This is a genomic window from Sphingobacterium sp. MYb382 (genome assembly GCF_037572665.1).
Taxonomy (GTDB): Bacteria; Bacteroidota; Bacteroidia; order Sphingobacteriales; family Sphingobacteriaceae; genus Sphingobacterium.
Genome location: NZ_JBBGZT010000028.1, coordinates 379,448 through 404,131, shown reverse-complemented (window position 1 = coordinate 404,131; position 24,684 = coordinate 379,448). Strand labels below are relative to the sequence as shown.

25 protein-coding genes are annotated in these 24,684 nt (G+C 37.6%); 16 read left to right on the top strand and 9 right to left on the bottom strand.

What is annotated here, in order from left to right:
* The first annotated feature begins 298 nt into the window (after window positions 1-298).
* The 7 genes from WH223_RS16225 (at window position 299) to WH223_RS16195 (ending at window position 6,462) form a co-directional block, all read left to right on the top strand.
* On the top strand, window positions 299-1,156 hold the full coding sequence (locus WH223_RS16225; RefSeq protein WP_340048818.1) for a M57 family metalloprotease: 858 nt from the start codon (window positions 299-301) through the stop codon (window positions 1,154-1,156).
* 60 nt (window positions 1,157-1,216) lie between these two features.
* Complete coding sequence (locus tag WH223_RS16220; protein ID WP_340048817.1) at window positions 1,217-2,098, top strand: hypothetical protein; 882 nt, start codon at window positions 1,217-1,219, stop codon at window positions 2,096-2,098.
* A gap of 170 nt (window positions 2,099-2,268) precedes the next feature.
* Window positions 2,269-3,336, top strand: a complete 1,068-nt coding sequence (locus WH223_RS16215; RefSeq protein ID WP_340048816.1) for a hypothetical protein — start codon at window positions 2,269-2,271, stop codon at window positions 3,334-3,336.
* Between the two features lie 642 nt (window positions 3,337-3,978).
* Window positions 3,979-4,566, top strand: a complete 588-nt coding sequence (locus tag WH223_RS16210; RefSeq protein ID WP_340048815.1) for a TetR/AcrR family transcriptional regulator — start codon at window positions 3,979-3,981, stop codon at window positions 4,564-4,566.
* A 263-nt stretch (window positions 4,567-4,829) separates the two neighbouring features.
* Window positions 4,830-5,096: a hypothetical protein gene (locus tag WH223_RS16205; RefSeq protein WP_340048814.1), complete on the top strand. Its 267-nt coding sequence runs from the start codon at window positions 4,830-4,832 to the stop codon at window positions 5,094-5,096.
* 53 nt (window positions 5,097-5,149) lie between these two features.
* Window positions 5,150-5,629 carry a hypothetical protein gene (locus WH223_RS16200; RefSeq protein WP_340048813.1) on the top strand — a complete coding sequence of 160 codons (480 nt, stop codon included), beginning with the start codon at window positions 5,150-5,152 and terminating at the stop codon, window positions 5,627-5,629.
* 14 nt (window positions 5,630-5,643) lie between these two features.
* Window positions 5,644-6,462, top strand: a complete 819-nt coding sequence (locus tag WH223_RS16195; protein WP_340048812.1) for an SDR family NAD(P)-dependent oxidoreductase — start codon at window positions 5,644-5,646, stop codon at window positions 6,460-6,462.
* Window positions 6,463-6,644: 182 nt separating this feature from the next.
* Here the strand turns inward: WH223_RS16195 and WH223_RS16190 are convergent, their stop codons facing one another.
* The gene (locus tag WH223_RS16190; protein ID WP_340048811.1) at window positions 6,645-7,277 is read right to left on the bottom strand and encodes a hypothetical protein; all 633 of its coding nucleotides are present in this window, start codon (window positions 7,275-7,277) and stop codon (window positions 6,645-6,647) included.
* Window positions 7,278-7,527: 250 nt separating this feature from the next.
* Here WH223_RS16190 and WH223_RS16185 point away from each other — a divergent pair, with 250 nt between their 5' ends.
* The 9 genes from WH223_RS16185 (at window position 7,528) to WH223_RS16145 (ending at window position 14,042) form a co-directional block, all read left to right on the top strand.
* Window positions 7,528-7,887 carry a VOC family protein gene (locus WH223_RS16185; protein WP_340048810.1) on the top strand — a complete coding sequence of 120 codons (360 nt, stop codon included), beginning with the start codon at window positions 7,528-7,530 and terminating at the stop codon, window positions 7,885-7,887.
* Between the two features lies 1 nt (window position 7,888).
* Window positions 7,889-8,323 carry an EVE domain-containing protein gene (locus WH223_RS16180; RefSeq protein ID WP_340048809.1) on the top strand — a complete coding sequence of 145 codons (435 nt, stop codon included), beginning with the start codon at window positions 7,889-7,891 and terminating at the stop codon, window positions 8,321-8,323.
* Between the two features lie 2 nt (window positions 8,324-8,325).
* Window positions 8,326-8,787: a MarR family winged helix-turn-helix transcriptional regulator gene (locus tag WH223_RS16175; RefSeq protein WP_340048808.1), complete on the top strand. Its 462-nt coding sequence runs from the start codon at window positions 8,326-8,328 to the stop codon at window positions 8,785-8,787.
* A 735-nt stretch (window positions 8,788-9,522) separates the two neighbouring features.
* A complete protein-coding gene (locus WH223_RS16170; RefSeq protein WP_340048807.1) occupies window positions 9,523-10,035 on the top strand; it encodes a hypothetical protein in 513 nt (170 codons plus the stop codon).
* 84 nt (window positions 10,036-10,119) lie between these two features.
* On the top strand, window positions 10,120-10,689 hold the full coding sequence (locus WH223_RS16165; protein WP_340048806.1) for a hypothetical protein: 570 nt from the start codon (window positions 10,120-10,122) through the stop codon (window positions 10,687-10,689).
* A 1-nt stretch (window position 10,690) separates the two neighbouring features.
* The gene (locus WH223_RS16160; protein ID WP_340048804.1) at window positions 10,691-11,932 is read left to right on the top strand and encodes a quaternary amine ABC transporter ATP-binding protein; all 1,242 of its coding nucleotides are present in this window, start codon (window positions 10,691-10,693) and stop codon (window positions 11,930-11,932) included.
* A 1-nt stretch (window position 11,933) separates the two neighbouring features.
* The gene (locus WH223_RS16155) at window positions 11,934-12,761 is read left to right on the top strand and encodes an ABC transporter permease (protein ID WP_340048802.1); all 828 of its coding nucleotides are present in this window, start codon (window positions 11,934-11,936) and stop codon (window positions 12,759-12,761) included.
* 2 nt (window positions 12,762-12,763) lie between these two features.
* On the top strand, window positions 12,764-13,609 hold the full coding sequence (locus tag WH223_RS16150; RefSeq protein WP_340048800.1) for a glycine betaine ABC transporter substrate-binding protein: 846 nt from the start codon (window positions 12,764-12,766) through the stop codon (window positions 13,607-13,609).
* A 64-nt stretch (window positions 13,610-13,673) separates the two neighbouring features.
* Window positions 13,674-14,042, top strand: a complete 369-nt coding sequence (locus tag WH223_RS16145; RefSeq protein ID WP_340048798.1) for a MarR family winged helix-turn-helix transcriptional regulator — start codon at window positions 13,674-13,676, stop codon at window positions 14,040-14,042.
* 460 nt (window positions 14,043-14,502) lie between these two features.
* On the opposite strand, the gene WH223_RS16140 is transcribed toward WH223_RS16145, so the two are convergent.
* The 8 genes from WH223_RS16140 to WH223_RS16105 are packed head-to-tail and all read right to left on the bottom strand — an operon-like array spanning window position 14,503 to window position 24,680.
* Window positions 14,503-16,446, bottom strand: a complete 1,944-nt coding sequence (locus WH223_RS16140) for a hypothetical protein (RefSeq protein WP_340048796.1) — start codon at window positions 16,444-16,446, stop codon at window positions 14,503-14,505.
* A 2-nt stretch (window positions 16,447-16,448) separates the two neighbouring features.
* The gene (locus tag WH223_RS16135; protein WP_340048795.1) at window positions 16,449-18,029 is read right to left on the bottom strand and encodes a hypothetical protein; all 1,581 of its coding nucleotides are present in this window, start codon (window positions 18,027-18,029) and stop codon (window positions 16,449-16,451) included.
* A 37-nt stretch (window positions 18,030-18,066) separates the two neighbouring features.
* Complete coding sequence (locus WH223_RS16130) at window positions 18,067-18,831, bottom strand: hypothetical protein (RefSeq protein ID WP_340048794.1); 765 nt, start codon at window positions 18,829-18,831, stop codon at window positions 18,067-18,069.
* The gene (locus WH223_RS16125) at window positions 18,831-19,511 is read right to left on the bottom strand and encodes a hypothetical protein (protein WP_340048793.1); all 681 of its coding nucleotides are present in this window, start codon (window positions 19,509-19,511) and stop codon (window positions 18,831-18,833) included. The genes WH223_RS16130 and WH223_RS16125 overlap by 1 nt, the downstream gene beginning before the upstream one ends.
* Window positions 19,512-19,513: 2 nt before the next feature.
* Window positions 19,514-20,998, bottom strand: a complete 1,485-nt coding sequence (locus WH223_RS16120) for a hypothetical protein (protein ID WP_340048792.1) — start codon at window positions 20,996-20,998, stop codon at window positions 19,514-19,516.
* 9 nt (window positions 20,999-21,007) lie between these two features.
* Window positions 21,008-22,318: a TRAFAC clade GTPase domain-containing protein gene (locus tag WH223_RS16115; protein WP_340048791.1), complete on the bottom strand. Its 1,311-nt coding sequence runs from the start codon at window positions 22,316-22,318 to the stop codon at window positions 21,008-21,010.
* A 17-nt stretch (window positions 22,319-22,335) separates the two neighbouring features.
* On the bottom strand, window positions 22,336-23,322 hold the full coding sequence (locus WH223_RS16110) for a hypothetical protein (RefSeq protein ID WP_340048790.1): 987 nt from the start codon (window positions 23,320-23,322) through the stop codon (window positions 22,336-22,338).
* 5 nt (window positions 23,323-23,327) lie between these two features.
* Window positions 23,328-24,680, bottom strand: a complete 1,353-nt coding sequence (locus tag WH223_RS16105; protein WP_340048789.1) for a S8 family peptidase — start codon at window positions 24,678-24,680, stop codon at window positions 23,328-23,330.
* Window positions 24,681-24,684: the final 4 nt, after the last annotated feature.

The following is a 24,684-nucleotide window of genomic DNA, read 5'->3' as shown; positions in this document are numbered from 1 at the left end:
AGAATCCACAACAGAAAAACCCTATTTAAGACCAATTAAACCTATATTTTAAGGAAAACAGACCTAAACAGCTACAAAAGGACAATATAGCCTACATGAGCCTTAAAACACCGAACTTGTACTCAGATTTAATGTCGCAGGAAATACTTAAAAGCCTAGCTGACATGGCCAGTTTACCTATAAATAAGACACTACACAGCATAAAAATTGAAGCACGGAACTTATCATGCGTTTTAACCAGAACACAAACAGCGATTTTCATAATGTAAAATCCTGCCTAGTTCAAAAATTAAGCATTATGAAAAATTACTTATACCTAGCATTAGCCATGATACTATTAATCTCTTGCTCAAAAGACACTAAGCAGACCATAAAAAATGATGGGAACACCATACCTAAAGATGAAGTTACTAAAGCGATTCATAACTTGGGGTTTAGCACAAAAGACCTTTATATTTCTGGAGATACCATTATCGTTGAAGGTGATATCCTGCTTCTTAAATCGAAACTACTACGTAAATCTAAAAATAATACCATCCCTCGGCAGGCTGTAATCAAGAACGCAACACTAGAAAAGTCGAATATTAAAATTTGGATTTCGAATAACTTCACAAACAGTGAACAAGAGGTCATTAAAACGAGTTTAAACGCTTTTATAAAGAATGCAATAGGCCCAAATATTGGTATTAGCGGACTTGCCAGCATAACCTATACTTCCGCTATAAGTGTAAGTGATTGTTCTATTCAAGCAGGAAACTTATCATCAAACTCATGCGGAATGGCTGAATTTCCAGAAATTTATAATGGGACTATCTCTCCATTGCTTAAGTTGGGTAAAAGCATGCAGATAAATCATGCGACATTTAAAACCTTAAATACAGCACAGAAAAAACTACTCATTACCCATGAATTTGGACATATGATTGGTCTTCGTCATACCAATTGGCGTTTATTAGCGAATGAATCAGAATTCTCGACAAACAACTTTGGTCAACAGATTGGCGCCTACCGAGTACCAGGAACTAACAATACAGACTTAGACCCAGACCCAGGCTCGGTATTTAATGGTGCTAAATGTGGTCTTGAATTTACTGGTTTTACAGAAAATGACCAACGCGCTATTATCTACCTCACAAATGGAACCTATTTCTTGTAATATTAAATGCTGTATAAGCTTTCTACGAAAAGCTTATACTTTACATAATTGGATGAGTACATGTTGAATTACAAAAATTGCTTCACTATTATAATCTTATGTATTTCTTCCGTCTTATCTTTTGGGCAATCTAGATTTTCTATTACTGCTGGTCCATCATTGAGTTTTAGCAATTTTAAATGGTCTATTGCTGGTGATATTAATGGTCGAAATCCGACAGTTTTATCCGATTTAACGTACACAAAAATTCAACGTATCGGTTTTTTTATTGCTGCAAATTATGAAATTAAGGATTTGTTTGAAATTAATGCAACAATTGATAAAAGCTATACTACAAGGGGAAAAGGTACAGATGTAGACTACCAAGGTAATTACAAAACTCAACCAGCTTATAGGTTAGAATTCGATAGTAAAGCGGGAAATGCGCTAAATGGAAGATTGTCTTTTGTTGTAAAAGCTAGAGACTATGGTTTTTCTAAAATTCATGTAGGGATTCAGACAGAAATATTCAACCAAACACTAGCTATTGAATCGCCCGAAATAGTAGCATTAGCTTCAAAATATACTACAAAAACATATGGAATAGGTCCGACAATTAATATGCAAATTAATCTTACAAAAAGAGTACAAATAGAGGTGAGTGAAACTTTTACAAGCAGTATATATAGAGCTAAAGCAAACTGGAACCTAAACCCTAACTTACAGAGTCCACTGAGCTTTAAACAAAAGGCCAATGGCTTTAAAATCAATACTGGTACTGCCATTTTCTACACGCTATCTGATAAAATGAAAGTTCACTACACCTTCAATTATCTATTTGAAAAGATTAATAAAGGAAAGGATATTGCCTACCTAAATACAGGCTTGTTATCGGAAACAATGTTTAATGGAGCACATCAAAAGATGCTTAAACAAACTATAGGCTTACAATATAATTTTTAGTGTACCCCAAAAATCATGAAGAATATTTTAGGTGTAATTTCTGGTCTACTCAAGCAATAAGGACTAAGATAAATCACCGTTTACCAAAAATTATCCTTAATCGTTTTTTACGTTCAATATATCAATGAACAGCTATCGACTAACATTAATTGCACTTTAACTTTTCTACTATGAGACCGTGTTTCTACCTTTTATTTTTAGCATGGATTGGAATATCTTGTTCGGATAAAGATTCGTTACCAGACGAAGTTGCAAAGGCTGACTTTTCCCGATTATATGTTTCTTTTGAAGAATACAATACTTCGAATGCAGGAGTTCCAGATTCAAATATTAGGATTATCAGTCGAGCAGACTCTACAGTCTTTGCTTTTGACCAAGCGCATGTTTCCACAGCCAAAGGCGGTGGACTTATATACTTCAATCCTTTTCTACGGGCCTTGATTCATTCAACAAAGGAAACTGAAGCCATTAATGACCAAACCATCTATTTACTGGGAATTGGAACTAAGGGAGAACTGAACAATTCGGCAAGTATGCGCAGTCCTTTGTTTTCGACGATTAAAGGCATCGCTCACCACAGCTCAAGCGAAAGCCTAATGCTTGTCAACCAAGATGGAAATAATTCGGGTATTCATATCGTTTATCGACCGCGCAACATGTCTCCACAATATCGCCCCTACCGAAAGCTATATACATCAGGGTTGGTTATGGGTGCTACTTTTTTTGCTGCCGATAAGCTTTTCGTATTGAAAACGAATGATAGTTTTGGTTTATATGTATTTGATGGGGTTTTAACGAGGACTGTAAGTACGATAGATTCATCAACCACCATATCACCATCCTTCATCATCCCCATTGAAGGAGCCAATCAGGTACACGCTGTCGCTTACGATAGCTTGCACAACCAATTGGCCATTACAGACTATACCGATGGAAAAATTTTAGGCACCGGACGTATCCTTATTTTCGATGCTTTCTCACAGCAGCTTCAGCAGCGGAAATTGACGCCTACGCGCATTATCACAGGGCCTGCAACAGGCTTAACACGCCCCATCGCTATAGCCTTAGATACACGTTCATCAGCACAGTATTTTTATGTAGCAGACCATTCCAAAAAGATATTACGCTTTAAGTTGACAGATGTGGGAGATGTCATTCCTGACCAGATAATCCTTACCGAACAAACGCCAGCAGGAATAGCTTTAGATGCCCGCAATAGCAGCACTTTGCCAAAGTAGTTCCTTATCCGACTGTATGATTACTCTTTTAGCTAACGAAACTTACTAGTTTGCAATATAAAAATTGAAATCAAACAGGTATCAATCCTCATAAAAACAGTAAATAAGTAAAACGAAGGAACATAAACAAGCATAATCTTATAAGGTCATTTTAATGATTTCTTTCCGAAATAAGACAGTTCCATTTTATTGTTTAGGACAATAAAAAACGATGTATTTCAGATAAATACAGCTTTGATAGCCCTCCCATCCATTCGGAAGCCGATTGGCAAGCACTGGTAGCCACTTTTCTAGATAACGCGACAGCATTCATCCAGCATGTAGAAAACCTTCCTGACACAATTTTTGATGAAACTTTTGTCGATGTCCAATACGGTGATTACTGGCAGTAATCTGCAAGTTGTGGTCAAGCATAGCTAGTATCATCTAGAGCAAATAACCTTATTGCGCAAACTGATTGTTAAAGTGTAAAGTTTAAGCTTCCTATTCCGCATGTATCCTCCTTTATTCCTGTTAGCTAATTATCGTCCTGTAAAGGTTGAATCATTACCCTGCTATTTGTCTGAAAAATGTTAATTTCCGAATAGCTCCTTGCATAGCTGACCAATCGGTCATATATTTGTTGCGTAATTAATTTTAGAGATGTCTAAAGGCGAACAAACAAGACAGTTTATAATCGAGAAAGCAGCACCTATTTTCAATATAAAAGGAGTAGAGGCAACTGCAATGAGCGATATTATGCAGGCTACAAAACTGTCTAAAGGAAGCTTGTATGTGCATTTTGAAAATAAAGAAGTGCTGGCATTAGCGGCCATAGATTACAATATGGATATGCTAGGAAAAAAAGTTCTAGCGAAACTAAGCACTCACAAAACGATGAAAGGCAAGTTATTTGCATTTATTGATGTTTTTGCCGATGTCATCAATCCCCCTGTAGAAGGAGGCTGCCCCATGATTAATTTTGGGATGGAGGCCGACGATACCAACCCTGTTATTAAGAAGAAGGTACACAGCAGGATTGAATATGCCCAACAGCTTCTTGCCGAACTCCTACAAGAGGGTATTCAGAAGGGTGAATTTAAAGCTTCTTTGAATTATAAAGAGTTTGCGACCATTATGTTTGCGATGCTTGAAGGGGGAATTATTATTAGTCGGGTGGCCGGTAACAATACGAAAGTTAATTTGGTTTCAAAGGCGCTAAAAAAAATGATAACAGCACAGCTCGTCTAATTTTTTTTAGCCAAAAAATGACCTTTCGGTCATTTTAATAAAAAGATAATTGATTCAATAAGTCATTATATGAAAACATTAAATACAATCAGTAAACTAAAAAAAGGAGTCGCTCTTTGGACCGTTTTATGCGGATTCATAACATCAGCGTCTTTTGCACAAACCAAAGAAGTAGACCAAGAACTAACACAGCAGATAACTGAACTCGTTAAAACCACTTTGAAATACTCAATACCGACAATTCGCAAGCACGCCTAATCCAGATGAAGAAAACCTACACGACAGATTTTCACATCACGGATACTCATTTTGAGAACTTCGGAATTATTGATTTTAACAGAACCATAGACCAAATTCACGAACAAGCACCAGGTGCTAAGTTCGTCCTTACAGCAGATATTATTTTACTTAAACATGCCGCAAAGGCCGTTTGGAAATTGGGCGACACCATCGCTGGCGAAGATATTTTTCTATTTCGTGATGGTAAAATTGCACGCATGCTTGTATTTATCAAAACAAACGAGGAGTAAAAAATTTTGAACAACAAATGACCGAAAGGTCATAAATTAAAATTTTAGCTATCATGACAAAACAAAGAAACAATTCAGGGCTTTCTGCCTTGCAAACAATCGGGCTTTCTACGGTGGTAATCGCTATTTTAGACAACATAGCAGCCTCCGCAGTATTTTACGCTTGGTTTAAAATGACACCTACGCAGGTAATACAGTTTATCGCGAGCTCGCTATATGGAGAACAGGCTTTCGATAGTAGCATTTCCAAAATAGTTGTTGGCATTGGCATCCACCTACTGACATCCTTCATCATCGCCCTAGTCTATTTTTATGCGTATCCAAAAGTCAGCTTCCTTCGTAAATATCCTGCATTAGCAGGTTTACTCTATGGCTTTGCCTTTTGGGTTGTGATGAATTTGCTCATTATCCCTGCAACTTTAATAGCTCCAGCCCCATTCAACTTGGGTCTCGCGCTTACAAGCATCGCTTGGCACATGTTTCTGGTCGGATTGCCAGCGGCACTTATTACAAAAAAATACTATCAACAATAAAAAATAAAATCAAGATGAGTAAAATCGTATTAATCACAGGCGCTTCACGCGGTTTTGGAAAAATTTGGGCTGAAGCCTTATTACAGCGTGGCGATAAAGTTGCAGCCACTGCACGTGACCTAAAAAGTTTGACAGACTTAGTCGAAAAATATGGAGAGGCTGTTTTGCCGATACAACTCGATGTAAACAATCGTGAAGATTGTTTTGCAGCGGTGCAACAGGTAGCGCAACATTTTGGAAAAATTGATGTGCTCATTAACAACGCGGGTTATGGTTTATTTGGAACCATCGAGGAGACGAGTGCACAAGAAGCTAGGGATCAATTTGAGACTAATTTCTTCGGTTTACTATGGATGACGCAGGCAGTCTTGCCGATTATGAGAAATCAAAAAAGCGGACATATTATACAGGTTTCTAGCTACCTCGGATTGGTTGCCCTTCCCGTATTAGGCTTATACACAGCATCAAAATTTGCAGTGGAAGGTTTGTCAGAAACATTAGCTACAGAGGTCAAAGCCTTTGGTATAAACGTCTCTTTGATAGAACCGAACGGTTATGCGACCGATTGGGCTGGCGCTTCTTCTTTCCATACGGAATCGATGGAAATCTACAATCCGCTTAAGAAAGCTTTTTTTGAAGGCGCTTCGCCAGAGGCGTTTGGAGAACCTCAAGCGACAGCTGCAGCGGTATTGACGTTGATTGATGCAGCAAACCCTCCTTTGCGTTTATTGCTAGGCAAAATTGCTTACCCAGCGGTAAAAGATGGCTATGAAGCTCGTTTACAAAGCTGGACAGAGTGGAAGACCGTATCCGATGCGGCACATGGTAAATAAATAGTTATCCGAGATTCAAAACCCGTAGGCCCTCCAACGGAAATTAACTTTGAATATCTTTTAGTATAGTCTTCTAAAAGCTTACTAAAAAGAAAGACGCTTAAAGGTTTCCCTTTAGCGTCTCTCTTTTTACCCAAGCAAGCACCGAAACCAAGATGATTTACGGATAGCATAGATTTCTTCTATTTAGTAAGCTTCAATTGGGATACCAAATATGCTTTTCCAAAGTTTTCTGGGTCATGCGTGACAGTTGCTACAATGGACTTCCATTTAGATGGTATACTTGGCGCATTGTTATAACTGAAATTATTCTTATTAAATTCCCATATTTCCGCCAACTGCTCTCCTACTTGTACATCTGTGTAGCTAAGCTGAATTTTAGAACCAAAAGCTGTTATATAGAAATAAAGATCACCTTCTTTATAAAGAGTTACAAAATTTGGTCCCGGAACAATGGAACGAACAAGCGAAAGTTCAAAAGACTCATTACCGGCATACTTTTCTTTACTAATTACCTTGACAAAATTAAGATGATCACTAGGGCCACCATCCATCATCACAGGACCTGAGTATACCACCATTTTTGCTTTCACAAGGTAGTTAAAGCCTGGTTCTCTACTATCAAATCCTGCTAAAGACAATCCAGGATATGCTTTTTGGGCTGCTAGCAAAGGAAGATCTCCCATAGCATCATAGCGATGACTGATTAGCAACTCTACCTCCTGCCCGTCTTTCAACTTATAAAGGCCATAACCTTCCTCCTTCGAACAAGCAGAAAACATGCATAATGTAAGTAATAGATAAATATACTTCATGATTTATATAGATAATAAGTGTTAGTTAAATTCAGAACGTTCGTACCACACTTTATGCTACACCTAATTTGTTTTTTTATGAATTAAAACAAACTACAAAGGGACTTCTACTAAAAAAAGAAGTCAGATACTTAAAATTAATCAGATGTATAAGCGTCTTTTTAATAGCATGGTGAAATAAAAACATTCAACAATTTGAATATTGTTGTCGCGATTACTATATTTGCAGCAACAATAAATTATATTCGATATGAGAGCATTGACATTTGCATCACTACAGGTAAAAAACTTAGAAGCATCAAAAGACTTCTATGAAAAAAAATTAGGCTTTGAAATAGGGAATAGTAATCCGCAAGCCTACATTTTCAAGTATAATCAAGGAGAGGCTAGCTTTGCTATTCGTACGCCTTTGGAACCCATTGAAGGTAAAGAGCTCGGGATTGGTGTGGCCCTTTGGTTTGCTGTTGACGAAAATGTAGAGGTATTAAAAGATAAATTTATCGCTAATGGAGTCACGACAACGGGCCCAATTATTGAAACACCTTTTGGCAGGGCATTTCATGTTAAAGACCTCGATGGCTATAAGCTTACATTTTTAGAAACAGCATAAAATGGTGAAAGACAGCGATACGAAATATTGGATCATCGTAGCCTCAAAAGACCATGTAAAAACCGGTATTGCAGAAGGCATAGCACAGGCTTGTCATGGAAAAGTAGCCCCATTAAAGAGAATGAAAAAAGGAGACTTCATCATTTACTATTCGGGTAAACAAACGATGGGCAAGGCTGAAAAATGTCAGGAATTTACAGCTTTGGGGGAAGTGGTAGATAATGATATATATACGTTTCAGGTTTCAGAAGATTTTTGCCCATCAAGGCGAAAAATCGAGTTTTTGCATACTCACGACGTATCTATTCTACCATTAATTAGTAATTTAGCCTTTATTCAAAACAAACAAAGCTGGGGATACCCCTTTCGTTTCGGATTTTTTGAAATTGTGAAACACGATTTTGATTTAATAGCGCAACACATGCTTCAACGTTAGATATGGCTAAAGAGATTAATTTTCATTTTAAAAGCCCAAAGGATAGCCCAGGTTATTTGCTTGGGCAGGTGACCATGCTTTGGCAGCGTAAACTAAAAAAGGTTTTGGATCCGCTGGATTTGACACAAACACAATTTGTGTTATTAGCAGCCTTGGGTTGGCTTTCAAAAAAAAGTGATGCCGTCACTCAAATTGATATCGCCAACCAAAGTAATACAGACAGAATGATGGTATCTAAAGTGTTGCGCACCTTAGTAGATAAAGGGTTTGTGAGCCGAAAAGAACACGAAACAGACACCAGAGCGAAAACAATTAACTTAACTCCTCCGGGTGAAAACGTCTTACAAAAGGCTATCATCGTCGTAGAGCAAGCTGATTTAGATTTTTTCTCATCCTTAACTACCGACCTCCCCTCTTTCAATAAGCACATGGCGCAACTTATCGAAGAAAACAAAGAAGCATAAAAGTCGCTCTTTTGCAAACCAAAAGGTTTTAAAAGACGAAGTAAATATGATCTTCAAGTACATAGAAAAAACAGATAAATACGCCTTTTAAAAAGCAAGGTACTATAAGTGCAAACCTTTCCGGTTTGCGCTTACAGTTAAATAGAAAACGCCTTTAAGGGGCTAAAAAAATGGACAATCCAAAACCACTGTTGTCAATTTGCCTTGTAATTCAATGAAAATTATGATTTCCTCCGAAATTGTCATTGATTACCTTTTACATTCAACAAGTCGATACATAATTAATAAATCTTTGTCCTTTTAGAACGAGTATTGAATACATACTACTACCTCATTTTTATGTATCAACTGCTAAAAATACAAACTATAAAAAAAATGAGATCACTTACGATTAACACCCTAACTATAAGCAATTTTCAAATTAAAAAACAAAAAATACAGGAGTAAAACCTGTAAACATTACTTATTGGTGAATTTTATAGCTCATTAGTATCAAAAAGACTTAAATTTTTACCTTTAATTAATTTTTCGTATCTTTGTACCATCATTTACGGATTTAGCTACTAAACAAAATACAAAAAGAGTACTTAACCAGCCCTTTTTGAAATGTAGCTCAATTAAATAATGCTCTTTTAATGCTTATCGGCATTTTTTTCATTCGCCCAATTTTAGGTGAAGTCTTTTGACATCTTATCTGTCAGTTTTCAAGAGTAATATTTATTAAAAAAAATAAAAATGAATAAGAAAAAACCAGTTCTTTGGTCAATTTTGTTCCTTTTTTTAAGCGCTTGTGTTCAAGCGCAGGAACAACCGCAACTACATATAGGCGGTGCCCTACGATTTAATTACAATTATTCGTCGTGGAAACCCGAACAAAAAAAACGGGGTGGCGATTTTGGATATGACGTCTTTCGCCTTAATGCGAAAGCAGCCTATAAAGGGCTTGATTTAGACGCTGAGTATCGTTTTTATGCTAATAGCTTTGGAGGAGGTATGCTAAAACATGGTGCCATTGGCTATGACTTAAATCCAAAAGACAAACTGCAAATAGGCTTAATAAAAATCCCTTTTGGAAATGCTCCTTTTAATTCAAATTCCTTTTTCATGAGTTTGAATTATTACCTCGGCCTAGAGGATAACCACGATATGGGCATTAGCTATACACACATCGGTGATAAAATAGACTACACTGTCGCTTTTTTCAAAAATGCCGAAGAGCTTGATTTTGGAAACGACAGCGATTTATAACCGAATCGTTATGCCTATGATGTCGGTTCGATTGACCTCAATGGAGACGGTAATTTATCATTTAGGAACAAAAAGATAAATCAAGTGAATGCAAAAGCTAACGTTAAATTCGAAGAAAACAGGCTCAAACAACACATAGGTCTATCGGTACAATATGGGGGGCTTTATAACCTAGATACGCAAAATACAGGCAATCACTATGCTGCGGCTCTCCATTACACGATGGAGTACGATCGTCTTGGTGTAAAAGCACAATACACCTACTATAAATACAATCCAAAGTCTCCTACGGATGAATCCAAAGATGTCATTGCCTTAGCAGCCTATGGGGCTCCCTATTTAGTTGCTGCAAAATCTGACGTTTACACCCTTGGTGTTTCGTATAAAATTCCGGTGAGTTGGAAACCAATTACTGAGCTGCGAGCTTATAATGATTATGGTTATATGCATAAGCCAAATACCGGCTTTAAAGCTTCGCAGATGAATGTGACGGGCGTAATGGTGACTTCTGGAAACTTGGTCACCTATGTTGACTTCGCCGCAGGCAAAAACCAGCCTTGGTTAGGTCCAGAATGGAATAACGCATTTGCGCATGGTGCTGAAAAAGCAAAATGGGATATGCGTTTTAATATAAATATTGGATACTATTTTTAATATGGAAAATAACAGAAAAGTGAAAATTAAGGTGGAAGATCTGACCATTGTTTTTGGTAAACAGAAAGAAAAAGCCTTACAGATGCTCGACGACGGGTTTTCTAAAAAAGAAATCTTGGAAAAAACAGGCTCTACAATCGGTGTCAATAAAGCCAATTTTGAAATTTATGAAGGCGAATTTTTCGTCATTATGGGGCTCTCGGGTTCAGGTAAATCGACCTTATTGCGATGTTTAAACCGATTGAATGAACCTACCGCAGGAAAAGTCTTCATTAATGATGATAACATCACAGATAAAAACAATAAACAGCTGCTCGAAGTACGTCGTACAGAGATGAGTATGGTATTTCAGAAGTTTGGTCTGCTACCACACCACACCGTTCTAAGCAATGCTGCTTTTGGTTTGGAAATACGTGGTGAAGATAAAATAAGCCGTGAAACTAAAGCGCAAGAAGCCTTAAATATTGTCGGGTTAAATGGTTTCGAACAGCAATATCCATCGCAGCTATCAGGAGGTATGCAACAACGCGTAGGGCTTGCTAGAGCATTAGCCAATGCCCCTGAGATTCTGCTGATGGACGAAGCCTTTTCAGCATTAGATCCGCTTATCAAGTCCGAAATGCAAGATCAGCTTTTGGAATTGCAAGACTCTTTACGTAAAACCATTGTATTTATTACGCACGACTTGGATGAGGCCATCAAACTAGGTGACCGCATCGTCATTATGAAAGATGGTGTGATTGAACAAATAGGCTCCGCTGAAGAGATTCTCACAAACCCAGCAAGTGATTATGTAAAAGCTTTCGTGGAAAAAGTAGATCGCAAGGCTATTATCACCGCTGGCTCTCTCATGTTTGAGAAACCAACGGTGGTGATGTTCCGTAAAGATGGTCCAGAAGGTGCTTTACGGAAAATGCGTGCTACAGGCATAGAAATACTGCCTGTTGTCAATATAAACCATACGTTCTTAGGCTTTGTAACGCTAAATGAAGTTATTCAATCGGCAAAACGTAAAGAACCTACCGTCGAAGCCATCATTCACAGTAGTGTACCAACAGTTGCCAAAGAGACTACCGTTGAAGAAATGCTTCCGTTGACTTCCGAGAACCGATCCCCGATTGCAGTGGTAGACGATAAAAACAAACTTTTAGGTATTATTTCGCAGACTTCTTTGATTATTGAATCTACGAAATATAACAAACAAGAAATCATTGAATTAAAAGAAAAAGCAAATAATCAATAATATGGAAAAAATTATCAATATAGGACAATATATCGAAGTAGCCATAAATTGGTTAACGGTTCATATGAAACCTGTTTTCGACGTAATAAAACATACAGGAAACTCATCTGTACTCGGTATAGAATGGGTGTTAACATCCGTTCCATTTTTTGTTATCATCGGATTGTTTACCGCTTTAGCGTGGTGGAAGGCAGGAAAAGGAGTTGCTGTGGCTACAATTTTGGGATTAACCCTAATATACTTAATGGGATTTTGGAAGGAGACAATGGAAACTTTAGCGTTGATATTTGTATCCACCCTAACGGCATTGGTTTTGTCTATCCCTTTGGGAATCTGGGCTGCAAAAAGTAAAATGGCCAGCAAATTTATACGCCCATTACTGGATTTGATGCAAACCATGCCGGCTTTCGTATACTTAATACCCGCTGTACTTTTTTTCAGTATTGGTAAAGTTCCAGGAGCATTCGCAACGATAATTTTTGCGATGCCTCCAGCAGTTCGTCTAACGACTTTAGGTATTAACGCTGTTCCCAAGGATATTGTTGAGGCAGCGCGTGCTTATGGAGCAACGAATAGACAAATACTTTTTAAAGTAGAGCTACCTCTAGCTACGCAAACCATTTTGGCAGGTGTTAACCAAACCATACTCCTATCGCTATCGATGGTCGTTATTGCTGGAATGATTGCTGCAGGAGGTTTGGGCGAAAAAGTATTGGAAGGAATAAACAACCTAGATATCGGCTTAGGCTTCGAAAGTGGTCTTTCCGTGGTGATTTTAGCAATTATTTTAGACCGTATCACCCAGGGATTTGTAAAGAAAAAACAATAAGCATGTATAAAATTAAAATAACTTTCAAAGCTTTACTCTTCGTAACAATAGTCAATTTGATGGCTTGTTCGGGCAGTAAGAATTCGAAATATATAACCATTGGTATGGTAGATGGCTGGGCCGAAGGTGTAGCCATGACGCATATAGCAAAAGCTATTTTGGATGAAAAAGGCTATCACGTCATTATCCAAAAAGCATCAACGGATATGATTCTGGCATCTATGCATAATGAGGATACTGATTTGTTTATGGATGTATGGCTACCCCATACGCATGGTGTAAAGATTAAGAAATTCTCCGATTTGATGGAGTTAGGTACAAGTTACGACAATGCACAAATTGGAATGGTCGTTCCGGCATATGTGACCATAAATTCCATTGCAGAGCTCAATGCCCATCAAGATAAATTCGGTAAAAGTATTATCGGTATCGAAAAAGGTGCTGGGATTACTGTAGCTACGGATCGAGCTATTGAAAATTATAAACTGAATTATAATCAGATGAACTCCTCGACCATTGCCATGATTACAGAATTGCAAAATGCAATAAAGGAAGAACGCTGGATTGCTGTAGCGGGCTGGCAACCACACTGGATGTTTGGTCGTATGGAATTGAAGTTTTTAAAAGACCCTAAAAAGTCTTATGGTGATGCCGAAAAAATCAAAACCTACGCGCGCAAAAGCTTCAAAACGGCTCATCCAGATCTTGCTTTATTCTTTTCAAAAATACATTTTGAAGATAAAGTGATGGCCGAACTATTGGCATTTATGCAAGATTATTCCGACAAACAAGTTGCTGCCAAAGCTTGGGTTAATACACATAAAAACCTAGTTGATACCTGGCTGTAAATAAGCTTCCTAGCAGGATTTATACTTAACTAAAAATCATTAGTCCCGTTATTTGCTTGGGCAGGTGACAACACGTTGGCAGCATAAGCTAAAAAAGTTTTTGGATCCGCTGGATTTGACTCAAACACAATTTGTGTTATTAGCAGCCTTGGGTTGGCTTTCAAAAAAAAGTGATGCCGTCACTCAAATTGATATCGCCAACCAAAGTAATACAGACAGAATGATGGTATCTAAAGTGTTGCGCACCTTAGTAGATAAAGGGTTTGTGAGCAGAAAAGAACACGAAACAGACACCCGAGCGAAAACAATTAACTTAACTCCTCCGGGTGAAAACGTCTTACAAAAGGCTATCATCGTCGTAGAGCAAGCTGATTTAGATTTTTTCTCATCCTTAGCTACCGACCTCCCCTCTTTCAATAAGCACATGGCGTAACTTATCAAAGAAAACAAAGAGAGATAAAGCCCTCCTATCATAGGTCATTATATTAAAAAATGAAATATTTTACGTAAATAAAGGACGTAACATAAAAGCAAACCTCTGGGTTTGCTTTTATGTTTATCATGCACAAAATTATTGACGTGCCTAAATGAAATTAAGGAGGGTAATACTGAAGCTTACGGTTTTTATATTTCCAAGACCACGCTTAACTAAGGAATAGCTAGCCATATAAATTCTACAGTACAAACAAAAGTCTCCTAAAGTTTGTGACTTTTAGTTGTACCGTAAAACCTATTATGACGGTATAGTGTATATGCAATAGTTTATTATTAGGGAGAATAGTATTCTTTGATTCGTCCAACCTAAAACGATAGTTACACCCTAATTATACATTTCTACCAACTTCTTTGCAGACATATTCCAATAAAAAAATCAGTATCGAAGCAATCTCTTATCAATTTATATAAAATGAGGATATCGAGCCGTATGTCGTGCCATAAGCATTTGTCGCATAAGCGCGTACATAATAGCTGGTAAATCTAGACAAACCGGTTATGCTTTTATACATAGTTCCTGTTCCACTACCTGATACAACAGTTTTAATACCAGAAGATACCGTGGGCGACGCAGTTGTACTGCTATACACAAAACCCTTTTCTATCAATGTACTACCGCCATCATCGGCTACATTTCCATTGAGTATCGCAGAAGTACCACTAATACTGGTAGTCGAATACGTACTTACCGCAACTGGCGTGCTAGCACCTCTTTGTGTCGTGAATGAAATTAAGGCGCCATATGCCGTACCTGCCTCATTAGTCGCAAATGTACGTGCATAATACGTCGTGTTACCAGAAAGGGAATTTATAGTTGCACTAATAGAGCCCGTTCCTGTCCCCACGTTTACAACCATACTATTGTCTATTGTAGGACTACTCGTTTGGCTACTATAAACAATACCACGAGCATTAATCGTTCCTCCTCCATCGTTACTTACGGCGCCGCTTAACCATGCGGAAGAAGAAGTAATTGACGAAGCATTATAGGTCGTTAGCCCCCCTGGTAAGCTTGGCAGTCTTGTGGTAAAATATGTAACAGTTCCGTAAGCGACACCTGCTTCATTTCGAGCATAGCTACGCACATAATAAAGTGTATTGGTTTTTAATCCAGCAATAACGTTTGAAAAAGATCCAGTCCCAGTCCCCATAGCAGCGATAATTGCATTCTCAAGTGTCGGCTGCGTGCTTGTTGCGCTATACACAACGCCACGTTCCAAAATAATACCACCTCCAGCATTACTTACAGAACCGCCTACAGTAGCGGTAGACATCATAATATTTGTTGGTTGATTGGTTGTCATACTGGAAGGTAAGCTAGGCATCAATGTTTTAAAAGATAGCACATTACCATAACTTGTTCCTGCCGCATTCGTTGCAAAAACTCTATAATAATAAGTCGTGTTCACCTTTAAGTTGGTCATGGACGAAGAGAAAGCTCCCGTTCCCACACCTATGTTTAAAATAGAGGAAGTCCCAATAAGCGGATTGTTACTACTTTCGCTATACACAATGCCCCTAGCAGTAATTGGTGCACCATTATCTTCATTTATTGTACCTCCGACTAGCGCAGAATTATTAGTAATAGTAGTTGCTACACTTGTTGAAATTTCACTTGCAACAATAGGTGCAGCAGTAGTAAAGGTTATTATCGGTCCATAGCCCGTACCCGCTTTAGTTATGGCATAAGCACGTGCATAATATCGCGTCCCAGCAGCCAACTTAGGAATTTTCAAGGTAAATACACTTTCCTTGTTGTTGGAATCAACCTCCACGAAAGCATCATTAACAGAAGGCATATTCGTGCGCATGCTAAAACAAATTCCTTGACGCGAAATCGGATGCCCCCCGCTGTCGGTAACACTCCCTCCAACATCGGCTGTTGTACGTGTCACATTTGTTGCCTCTCGGGTTTCTAATTTCGCTACGTAAGCACTTTCGGTACGTAAAGTCAATAGCTCTCCATAAGCTGTTCCATGACTATTTCTAGCATAGGCACAGTAATAATAAACTGTACCTGGTTGTAATTTATCAACTGGCAATACAAACCGCCCCGTATCCAGATTATCCCTCAGATAAACGACATCGCCACCCCCATTACTTGGGTTGGAAGTTGCGCTGTATAAAAATCCTATCTCCGATAATTTTGCGCCATTAATGGTATTTACTTTACCGACAAATAGCGCTTCATTTTTTGTTATCGATTCTGCCGAAAAGGTTGTCAGAGCCGCTTTATTATGTTGGTTAAAATCAAACTTATCCTCTTCTTTACAGGCAACGATGATTTGCAAAATAAAAAACACAAAAAAGGAAATCTTACTATATTTTAGAAAAAAGCTCATTATTATTTAAGGTTAAAAGTAATACCAACTGTAAATTCAGGACGTATGAATTTCTTATCAGAGATTTGCTTATCAATAGCCATAGAAGAGACGCCACCAACAAAATTTATTGCTTCACCAGCTCGTAATGTCACACCACTATAGCCAGCAAAATAGCCTGATGTCTTATAACCACTGTCATTGGCATAATCGTTTCGATAAAAGTGCGAGTAGATACCATACCCAGCTCCTACATTAAAAAATAACCAATTGGTTAGTCGGAAATTAGGACCAACAAGTATTTCACTTTTATTGGGTTCCGACTCCTTATGCATACTATAATAGTCATTAATCTGAGACTCGGATTTCAAACCATAACGAAGAACAGTAAAAAAACCAACTACGCTTTTTCCACCAAGCTCGAAACGCATACCATAAGGTGCTAATTTTCCATATTCGTAACCGATACTGACAAACTTTGTCCGGCGACTGCGAACCACTTGTCTTTCCTGCTCACGCTTTTTCTTATTTTGCATTTGGGTATAGCTGTACTGATTGCGAGGGTAGTTTCGCTCCAAATCAGTTACAGCATCTGTCACCACAGTTTTAAGGGTAAAGTCTTGATTATCGTATTTTTTCAAAAAGAAGTTCAAACTACTGCGCGCTGAACTAAGATCCTCGAATGAATATTCATAAGATTTCTTTAGGAGTAGATACTGCGACATCCCTTGAAAATAATCCACTTGCATCTTTTCTTTAGAACCATCTGGAAAATCATTGTAAATATTAACGACCTTATAAAAATTTTCCCGTTGGAAGTCACGAGCGATAGCCTCAAATTTCCGCTGTCTTTCTTGGTTCTCACGTTCTATTCTTTTTTCCTCTTGCTGCTTCTGAAAAGCATTTAACGACTTCGGTAAAGTATCATATATTCTTTCCAAATCCTTACTCTCTGTTTCAGACAGGTTTTTTTGATCATTATTAATTAATACTAAAGCAAGATTTCGAACCTCTTCTATAGCTTGATAAGTCTGCATGGGAAGACCATTCAGTTGTTGGTTTTTAATAAGAACCTCATAATATTTAACGTGTTCATCATTATATCCAGCATCACGAGAAGCCTTAATAGCACGTAACGAACCTTCAAAATCTTTCTTTTGATACAACATTACAATTTCGTCTAAAAGTTTTTTCTGCTTAGCTATCCGTTTACGTTCTTCATCTTCAGCCTTTTTAAATATGTACTCTTCTTCTGTTTTTGGGAAATCCTTCATCTCCCTGTTGATATCCTGAATTTCCTTTATCCTACTTGATTTCGGATAATTAGAAATAAATGAACTGGCTAAATCCCTTGTTTTACTGATTAATGAGAAGGATGGATATTGCTCTTCATGCAAAAGGCCAAAATAATTCTGCACCATAAAGTACTGAACCAATTCGTTTGTGTTTTTATTTCTAGTAACCCGATTAAGCGCTTTTAAAGACGCCTCATAGTCATTTTTGTCTAACGCCACTTTGGCCTCCAACAGTAATGTATCGTTTTGGTTTTGAGCAAAACCATAGGCAACCAGCCCTACAAATAATAAGGTAAAAATATATTTCATAAAAATAGTTTAATTCAATGTTAGCCTACTGGACCTACTAAAGTTTTTCGGAAGTTTTTTTAATGTCTTCTACAATGCTATCCACCGCAATTTCGACTTTATGGTCTCCCTCTTGTGTTGATGTATTCGTATTCACCAAAAGACTGCTATCATAGGCCTTAGGGTCTTTTTCCGTCAAAGAAATTACTTCTAGAAGATATGGAAAGATGTATTCTTTTTTTAGCTTTTGAAAGCGCTCTTGTATAACCTTCGGATCCACAATCGGTCTATTAACATAGGCTACAAGAGCCTTATTTAAGGCCGTTGACTGATCCTTATATGTGCTTATTTTCAAAACAATTCCCTCGATATCTGTATTCAACTTCGTGCAATCAACAATCTTCAAGGCATACAGTTTATTCTGCCATTCGGCAACGACTAAGGAGTCGTACTTTTTAGTAAATACGCTTTCATCGATTTGCTTCCTAAGCTCTTGTGCTTTTAAAATCTGTTTATTAAGAAATATTACCCGTTGCGCATAATTTCGAAAATCAGTTGACAATGCAGGATCCTCGGCAATGCTCTGCGCCAATACAATTGCATTTTTGAGTTTATCCTCTTCTTTTTCTAGCCCTCTTTCTCGGAAATAGTTGACATCATTGTATACACTTTTAGTGAAGCTATCTTTTAAAAACACCGTATTTACGGCGGATATCACATTCCGTAAATGCCTTACCGTGGAATCGGTTTCTACAACCTTATTTTGTCCGTGGGAAAACAAAGCACTAAATACGATAGCCACAATTAAAATTAACTCCCTCATTAGTTCATGTTTTGTTCCCAATCCAAATAGCTATCATAAAAACCACGCAGTTTGCTGATACCAGCACTTTTTGTTGCCTGCACAGATTTTTTCTTTTTAAAGTCAGCATCCATATTTCCCATACGCTCAAGATCATTCATTAATGCCTGGTATTGGTTGCCATCAAAGCCTGAAAAACCTTGATCCGTAAAAGCACGGATTTTATTGGGTAATACTTGCGTATAATAATTCAATGCCTTGAATTTGTTCTTTACAGCATTGAGCTGCGCTGTAGCACCAAATGTTGTTTCTTGATGGGATATCAAATTCTGAATCTCCTCTTGGTTTACAGGGTCCGCACGCAGCAACATTTGAATACGTGCCGTAGATACTTCTTTATATTTAGCATTCAGTTGCTGGATAAGCATATCTTTAATCGCTTGATTAAAGAGGTTTTGCGTGGCTCCAGCATTAATTTCTATCAACAGATTATTATATAGTTTAGGACTAAAATCTTGAGTAGACATTGATACAATTTTCTTCTCCAAGTCCTGATGTCCAGCAATTTGAGCCACCCTCCCGCTATTTGACCTATCTGTTGAGGGGCCATGTGGCCCGATTAGCTTCATCACCCCAATAATTAGCAGCCCGACCCCTAGGGTGGCTGCTAAAAAGTATAGATTTCTATATTTTGGATTCATGGTTATTTCGTCTTATTGGTTACTTCATCAGCAATATTTTTTCCATCCTTGTCTTTTTCCTTAGGTGAAGACTGACTTTTTTTGACAGAATTAGATTCTTTTGTAGAGGAAGCTGTCTGCTGAGCTGGTACCGGTGCTTGTGCGCCCTTAGCCGTAGATACAGGTGGACTTTCAGACTTAGGAGCGGAAACTTTGGATTCTTCTTTTTTACCCTCTGGAATCGCTACAGGAAAAATTTCACGAAGCTCTTTTGTAAAAACATTCGTGTTTAGACTATCAGCACCAAGCAACAATTTCAGCTCTATTACAGAAAGCTTCTGCGCAGTTGATGAATTCTCATTTCGCTTGATGTACTTCCAACCTTTAGTTTGGCTATCATAGACAAACCTGTAGTCCTTTATCAACGGATGGTCCGACTTTATGTAAAGTATATTTTTTTGTGTTGTATCAATGCTAAGGTTAAAGACACCGCTTTCATCTACCTTAAAGGATGCTAATTCTTCTTGTTTTGGGCTAGGTTCAGAAAAAACAAGATCATCAACATATGGCTTTACAAAGTATCCTCCTATCAGCCCTAATAATATGCCGACAATCCATGGCCAAACTGAGCTACTGCCACCATCGGAGTTCGCACCTGAATCATAACCTCTAGCATACTCTTTCGGCTTCACTTCTTCTTTTTTTATGCGTACATCAGTTTCTTGTGGAGAAACATTTTGTAAAAGTCTATCGCTAACAACTTTATAACTTACCCTATCCGAAGATTTACAAACAAGTAACACCTCTTCGCTTGAAACAGGAATAGCCTGATCATTAACATGAATGCTATACCCCCATCTTTCGGGATTTATAAATTTCGTTTCCCTTAGCGTATCCAAAATATTGTTTAAAGGCTGGAGGCTAAACTGTCTAGCTACGGACTCGGTACTTGACAATTCATTGGCAAAGAAATAAACCTTATTGGCATAGATAAGCTTCGGGTTATTAAATACCTCACTTAAATCTTTATTTACGTCTAAATAAGAATAAGAAACAATATCGTTATAGTTTACTCTAGGGTTAACCCATGGCTTTGGAATTGTATCATTTGCAATATCTTCCAACGCCCGATCATAATTTTGATTGTTCAACGTACTTTCTTGCAAATACTCCACATAAAGGGTTACTATTTTCGTTAAATGACTGTGAACATTTTGAACAATATTTGAATGATCAACAATCAAACGAATAGCACAAAAGCCCATACGTTGTGCATTATCCTTATAATCAGTGTTAATGATTGAATATATAAGATGCTTAGCTGTACGTTTTAAAGAATAGCAATACCCGCTATTAAATTGTCCAACTTGCTTAGTTTCATCAAAAGAGAACTCCAATTTTTCGAATTCATTTTTGTTAAGTCCTGGAGAAATAAAATCATAATCCAAGCCGTTGAATGTGCGTTCAATTATAAGGTGTACTTTATTGTTATACTGTATATTTTCCATAATTTATGTCTAAAAAAATTTCTTCCAAAAAGCGCCGCCTTTAATGACGAAACTATCCTCTAATAAGTTCTTTGTTAATTCTTCCGGGTACTGTTCCGCAAAACGAGAAACGATTTTATCATATACAATATCTCCAATTGAAAAGGGTAGCACTTTAATTTTAAACTTATTGCGCGATTTATCGCGGGCTGACTTACAGTTTTCTAATAAGCCTAAAAACTCACTATTCATGTAATCGAAAGCTAGATCTACTTCTGGACGATCGTCATGTTGGAACCTTTTATTTTTTATATAGTCAAACTTGTTCACAACGAAATAGACAGCATCAGTATTCTCCAATACTTTTGCATCTTTAAAAATGGACAAGATATTGGAATAGGCAATACTCTGATCCAAAGCACCAAAGAATCGTTCCTCTTCAAAGCGTTTATCATGAGATAGTGCATCTAAGACAAAAACCAAAATCTTCTTGTTGGCACTCTTTATATAGTTTATGAATTGTGGAATCTCGGAATTCTCAAAACCTTGATTAAAAATGTTAACATAATTCTCACCAGGAACCTCCACAATATTAAAAGGATGACCAGTATTGTTATCGTCTTTCAATGAAGTAGCTATGTAATTATAACTTGCTACACCTGTACGCAAAGGCAGCACACCATAATCTAAATTACGCTTCAAGGTCTCTAAATATTTATTCCCATCGGGATTATAACTATCATGAATTAGTATCCCCTTTTGATTCGCATATTTTATTAGACTTGCCAGTATGGTAGACTTTCCTGAATAGGGCATCCCTACCATATAAAGATCTGTTCTTCCCGACTCCATCGTTGGTAGATCTTCAATTTTTTTAAAGAGGGTAATCGCAGAAGCTGAAGAATAAAATTTCAACGCTTGAATAAGCTTCTTTTCAATACCTATGTTTTCTAAATCAGCATAACCAATTCTCTTGTTAGTAAGCGCTTTTTTGATATCTTCCGCTGAACATTCTTGATCGCGGATTTTCTCTAATATATTCTCCTCAACCTGACTAGACTGTTCATTCCTTAGCTGTGGTATAGACGGTGGCATTGCACCTCCACTGCTCGTTCCTCCTAAATTGCCGATAGGTGGAGGTAACGGAATTGGTGGAGGAAGAACAATTTTGCCGTTCCTTTGATCATCCAAAAGCTGCAGCTCATTCAACTTATTAGCTGTTAAATTATATTGTTTCAATTCATCAAAAGAGATATGCGCTGCTGTCAAGGCTTGATCTAAAGCCTCTACAGGCACCATATTACAGTTCGCGAGAATAATTTGTTTCTTATGTTTATCCATGATTAATCGGTTAAGATTTAGATTTCAATAGTATTACCACGTTTTACAACTTCTCCAGGAATAGCGTCGGTTTTAGGCTCTGCATAAACGGGTACAAAAAAGGTGAAGTAAGGAATTAGAATAAAAAGATGCATCAACAAAATAATGATGAAAGGAATGATGTAATCGGGTTTGTAGACTTTCGCCAAAGCAATAGGGTTTGATATTGCCAGCTCACCAGTCTTTACTTCCACAGTTATAGGCTCATTATTGACAGGCAATGTCTTAATTTCCTTATTTATAAGGTCTATACTCTGCTGTACAAAGCTATTTAAAGCATTATAATTGCCTGAAATATTTAAACGATCCCACTCTTGAAAAGCCTTAGCATAATAATTCGCTTGAGGTACCATGACGCTATCCAACAATTTGTGGGTATTAGAAACCTTTACTTGGTATGCTTTAAGCGCAGCACTGGCGCTAGCCGCTACATCAATATCTTTCGCAGGACTGTTTAACACAGCCTCCGGCAAAAGATAAGGAGCTTGGCTAAGCTCGTCACGTAAAGACGCAGACTTATGATTTTTGTAAGCCTGTAATTTAGTCTTATACTGAGCTTCAAAGGTCTGCAAAGCATCTTTCGCGCGCCCTTCATACTGTGCTTTTAAGCCATATATCAAATCTATTTTATCGACAGCTTCTTTTTGAATGGCTTTTTTACAATTGGTTTCAATATTTACCAAATGCACCATAAAACCATAACTTACAAGTCCAAAGATGATGTAAATAGCAAAAAAGGCCGTCGCTGGAGTTTTCCAATACCCTTGGTTGACCATCTTCCCTTTATTCCTTTTAAGCAACCGAAGAACGAAATAATATAGAATAACAACCAATGCACTAAGCAGTAAACTAACGAGCATATTACCTTCAGTAATATAAAGTAGCCCTAGGAAATTACATAACAGTAATACCAAAAGGAAGATAGATGAGATAACATCTACAAATAGAAAATTCTCTTGTTTCATATATTCTAATTCAATGTTTTATTTTTTAATATGCGATGATTGCCTTCTATTACAGTATTAGTCAAGAGAAGGTTATATAAATCTGTCGATGAAGCCTTCGGATATTTAGCTTTTAATAAGGCTACATACCCTGCAACTACGGGGGCAGCCATACTTGTGCCGTCTAAAACTTCCGACTGATTGTTGGGTTTGGCACCAAGTATGCCAACACCAGGAGCAAAAAGGGTAGTATACCTTCCATAATTAGAGAAGTCTGCCACTGCTCCATCTTTATTTAAAGCACCGACTTTTATGGTGAACTCCGATCGTTGAAAAGGATCAAAGCCTGTCATCATACTACTGTTTCCGGCCGCTAAAACGCAGACCGTATTATTTTTTTTAGCATAAGCAAATAGCTCTTTCCAGAAGTCCGTTTCATCTTTGGCTCCATTTTTTATAAATTCTTCTTGAAGGCCTAAAGGAATGTTCTCCTGGTCCGCTAAAGCTAATCCCAAGGAAAGATTTATCACATCTGCTTTATGCTTTATAGCGTAAAGAATCCCACGTATAATATATGAGGAGCTCGTATACCCATTTGGATCTTCGACTTGTATAGGCATCAACGAACAATTCTCACAGATACCTTTAACTAGCGTAGAATTGCCTAAGGCTATAGAAGCTACATGAGAACCGTGGTTGACGGAAGCTGGCTTGACATCAGCATTGCCATAAAACACATTATAAGGCACCACCGATTTACCCTTTAAGCTCGGGTGATTCAAATCAAACCCATTATCGATTACGGCAATAGTAACTCCTGCACCAAGATTTTTATATCGATCAGGATCAATATTTATTTCCTGCTGGTGCCAGGCCTCTACCCTATTATTTAAGCTAACCTGACGGGTAAACAAATACTCATCCCAGACCAATAAATCCATATTTTTAACGGCATGTTTTACGCTCTCCTTAAATTGTGTTCTTTCCACATCAGGAACAGTCACTTGTAAATAATTTAGCGTTGTATCTGTATACCGTAAATGGTAGCGACTGGTATCAAAAGAGGTATTAAACGCTTGAATAAACTCATCAATCCGTGCACTGGTATCCTTAATGGCAATATTTACCAAGTTGGAAACCAACTTCCGCTTGCTAGACTCATCGATAATAATATTATCTGCAGTAATAGGTAGCAATGATGACTCTTGACGCGCACCAATAGATGGTTCCGTTGCCCCAGCTTGCGCATGAGGCGAATCCACAACTTTAACAGTAGGTTCAGATGACTTACCCAAAATGAAGTACCAAAACACAAGACTAAAAAGTATAAAGCCTAGTATAGCTAGGTAATAAGAAACAGGGTAGCGATATTCTTTCACTCTT

Excerpts from the sequence above, each read along its gene's own strand:
- WH223_RS16205 (WP_340048814.1), top strand. The coding sequence starts at position 4,830 with ATGAAGAAAACCTACACGACAGATTTTCACATCACGGATACTCATTTT.
- WH223_RS16220 (WP_340048817.1), top strand. The coding sequence starts at position 1,217 with ATGTTGAATTACAAAAATTGCTTCACTATTATAATCTTATGTATTTCT.
- WH223_RS16110 (WP_340048790.1), bottom strand. The coding sequence starts at position 23,322 with ATGAAACAAGAGAATTTTCTATTTGTAGATGTTATCTCATCTATCTTC.
- WH223_RS16195 (WP_340048812.1), top strand. The coding sequence starts at position 5,644 with ATGAGTAAAATCGTATTAATCACAGGCGCTTCACGCGGTTTTGGAAAA.
- WH223_RS16215 (WP_340048816.1), top strand. The coding sequence starts at position 2,269 with ATGAGACCGTGTTTCTACCTTTTATTTTTAGCATGGATTGGAATATCT.
- WH223_RS16225 (WP_340048818.1), top strand. The coding sequence starts at position 299 with ATGAAAAATTACTTATACCTAGCATTAGCCATGATACTATTAATCTCT.
- WH223_RS16140 (WP_340048796.1), bottom strand. The coding sequence starts at position 16,446 with ATGAGCTTTTTTCTAAAATATAGTAAGATTTCCTTTTTTGTGTTTTTT.
- WH223_RS16160 (WP_340048804.1), top strand. The coding sequence starts at position 10,691 with ATGGAAAATAACAGAAAAGTGAAAATTAAGGTGGAAGATCTGACCATT.
- WH223_RS16180 (WP_340048809.1), top strand. The coding sequence starts at position 7,889 with ATGGTGAAAGACAGCGATACGAAATATTGGATCATCGTAGCCTCAAAA.
- WH223_RS16190 (WP_340048811.1), bottom strand. The coding sequence starts at position 7,277 with ATGAAGTATATTTATCTATTACTTACATTATGCATGTTTTCTGCTTGT.
- WH223_RS16200 (WP_340048813.1), top strand. The coding sequence starts at position 5,150 with ATGACAAAACAAAGAAACAATTCAGGGCTTTCTGCCTTGCAAACAATC.
- WH223_RS16210 (WP_340048815.1), top strand. The coding sequence starts at position 3,979 with ATGTCTAAAGGCGAACAAACAAGACAGTTTATAATCGAGAAAGCAGCA.
- WH223_RS16115 (WP_340048791.1), bottom strand. The coding sequence starts at position 22,318 with ATGGATAAACATAAGAAACAAATTATTCTCGCGAACTGTAATATGGTG.
- WH223_RS16185 (WP_340048810.1), top strand. The coding sequence starts at position 7,528 with ATGAGAGCATTGACATTTGCATCACTACAGGTAAAAAACTTAGAAGCA.
- WH223_RS16135 (WP_340048795.1), bottom strand. The coding sequence starts at position 18,029 with ATGAAATATATTTTTACCTTATTATTTGTAGGGCTGGTTGCCTATGGT.
- WH223_RS16120 (WP_340048792.1), bottom strand. The coding sequence starts at position 20,998 with ATGGAAAATATACAGTATAACAATAAAGTACACCTTATAATTGAACGC.
- WH223_RS16130 (WP_340048794.1), bottom strand. The coding sequence starts at position 18,831 with ATGAGGGAGTTAATTTTAATTGTGGCTATCGTATTTAGTGCTTTGTTT.
- WH223_RS16155 (WP_340048802.1), top strand. The coding sequence starts at position 11,934 with ATGGAAAAAATTATCAATATAGGACAATATATCGAAGTAGCCATAAAT.
- WH223_RS16150 (WP_340048800.1), top strand. The coding sequence starts at position 12,764 with ATGTATAAAATTAAAATAACTTTCAAAGCTTTACTCTTCGTAACAATA.
- WH223_RS16175 (WP_340048808.1), top strand. The coding sequence starts at position 8,326 with ATGGCTAAAGAGATTAATTTTCATTTTAAAAGCCCAAAGGATAGCCCA.
- WH223_RS16170 (WP_340048807.1), top strand. The coding sequence starts at position 9,523 with ATGAATAAGAAAAAACCAGTTCTTTGGTCAATTTTGTTCCTTTTTTTA.
- WH223_RS16125 (WP_340048793.1), bottom strand. The coding sequence starts at position 19,511 with ATGAATCCAAAATATAGAAATCTATACTTTTTAGCAGCCACCCTAGGG.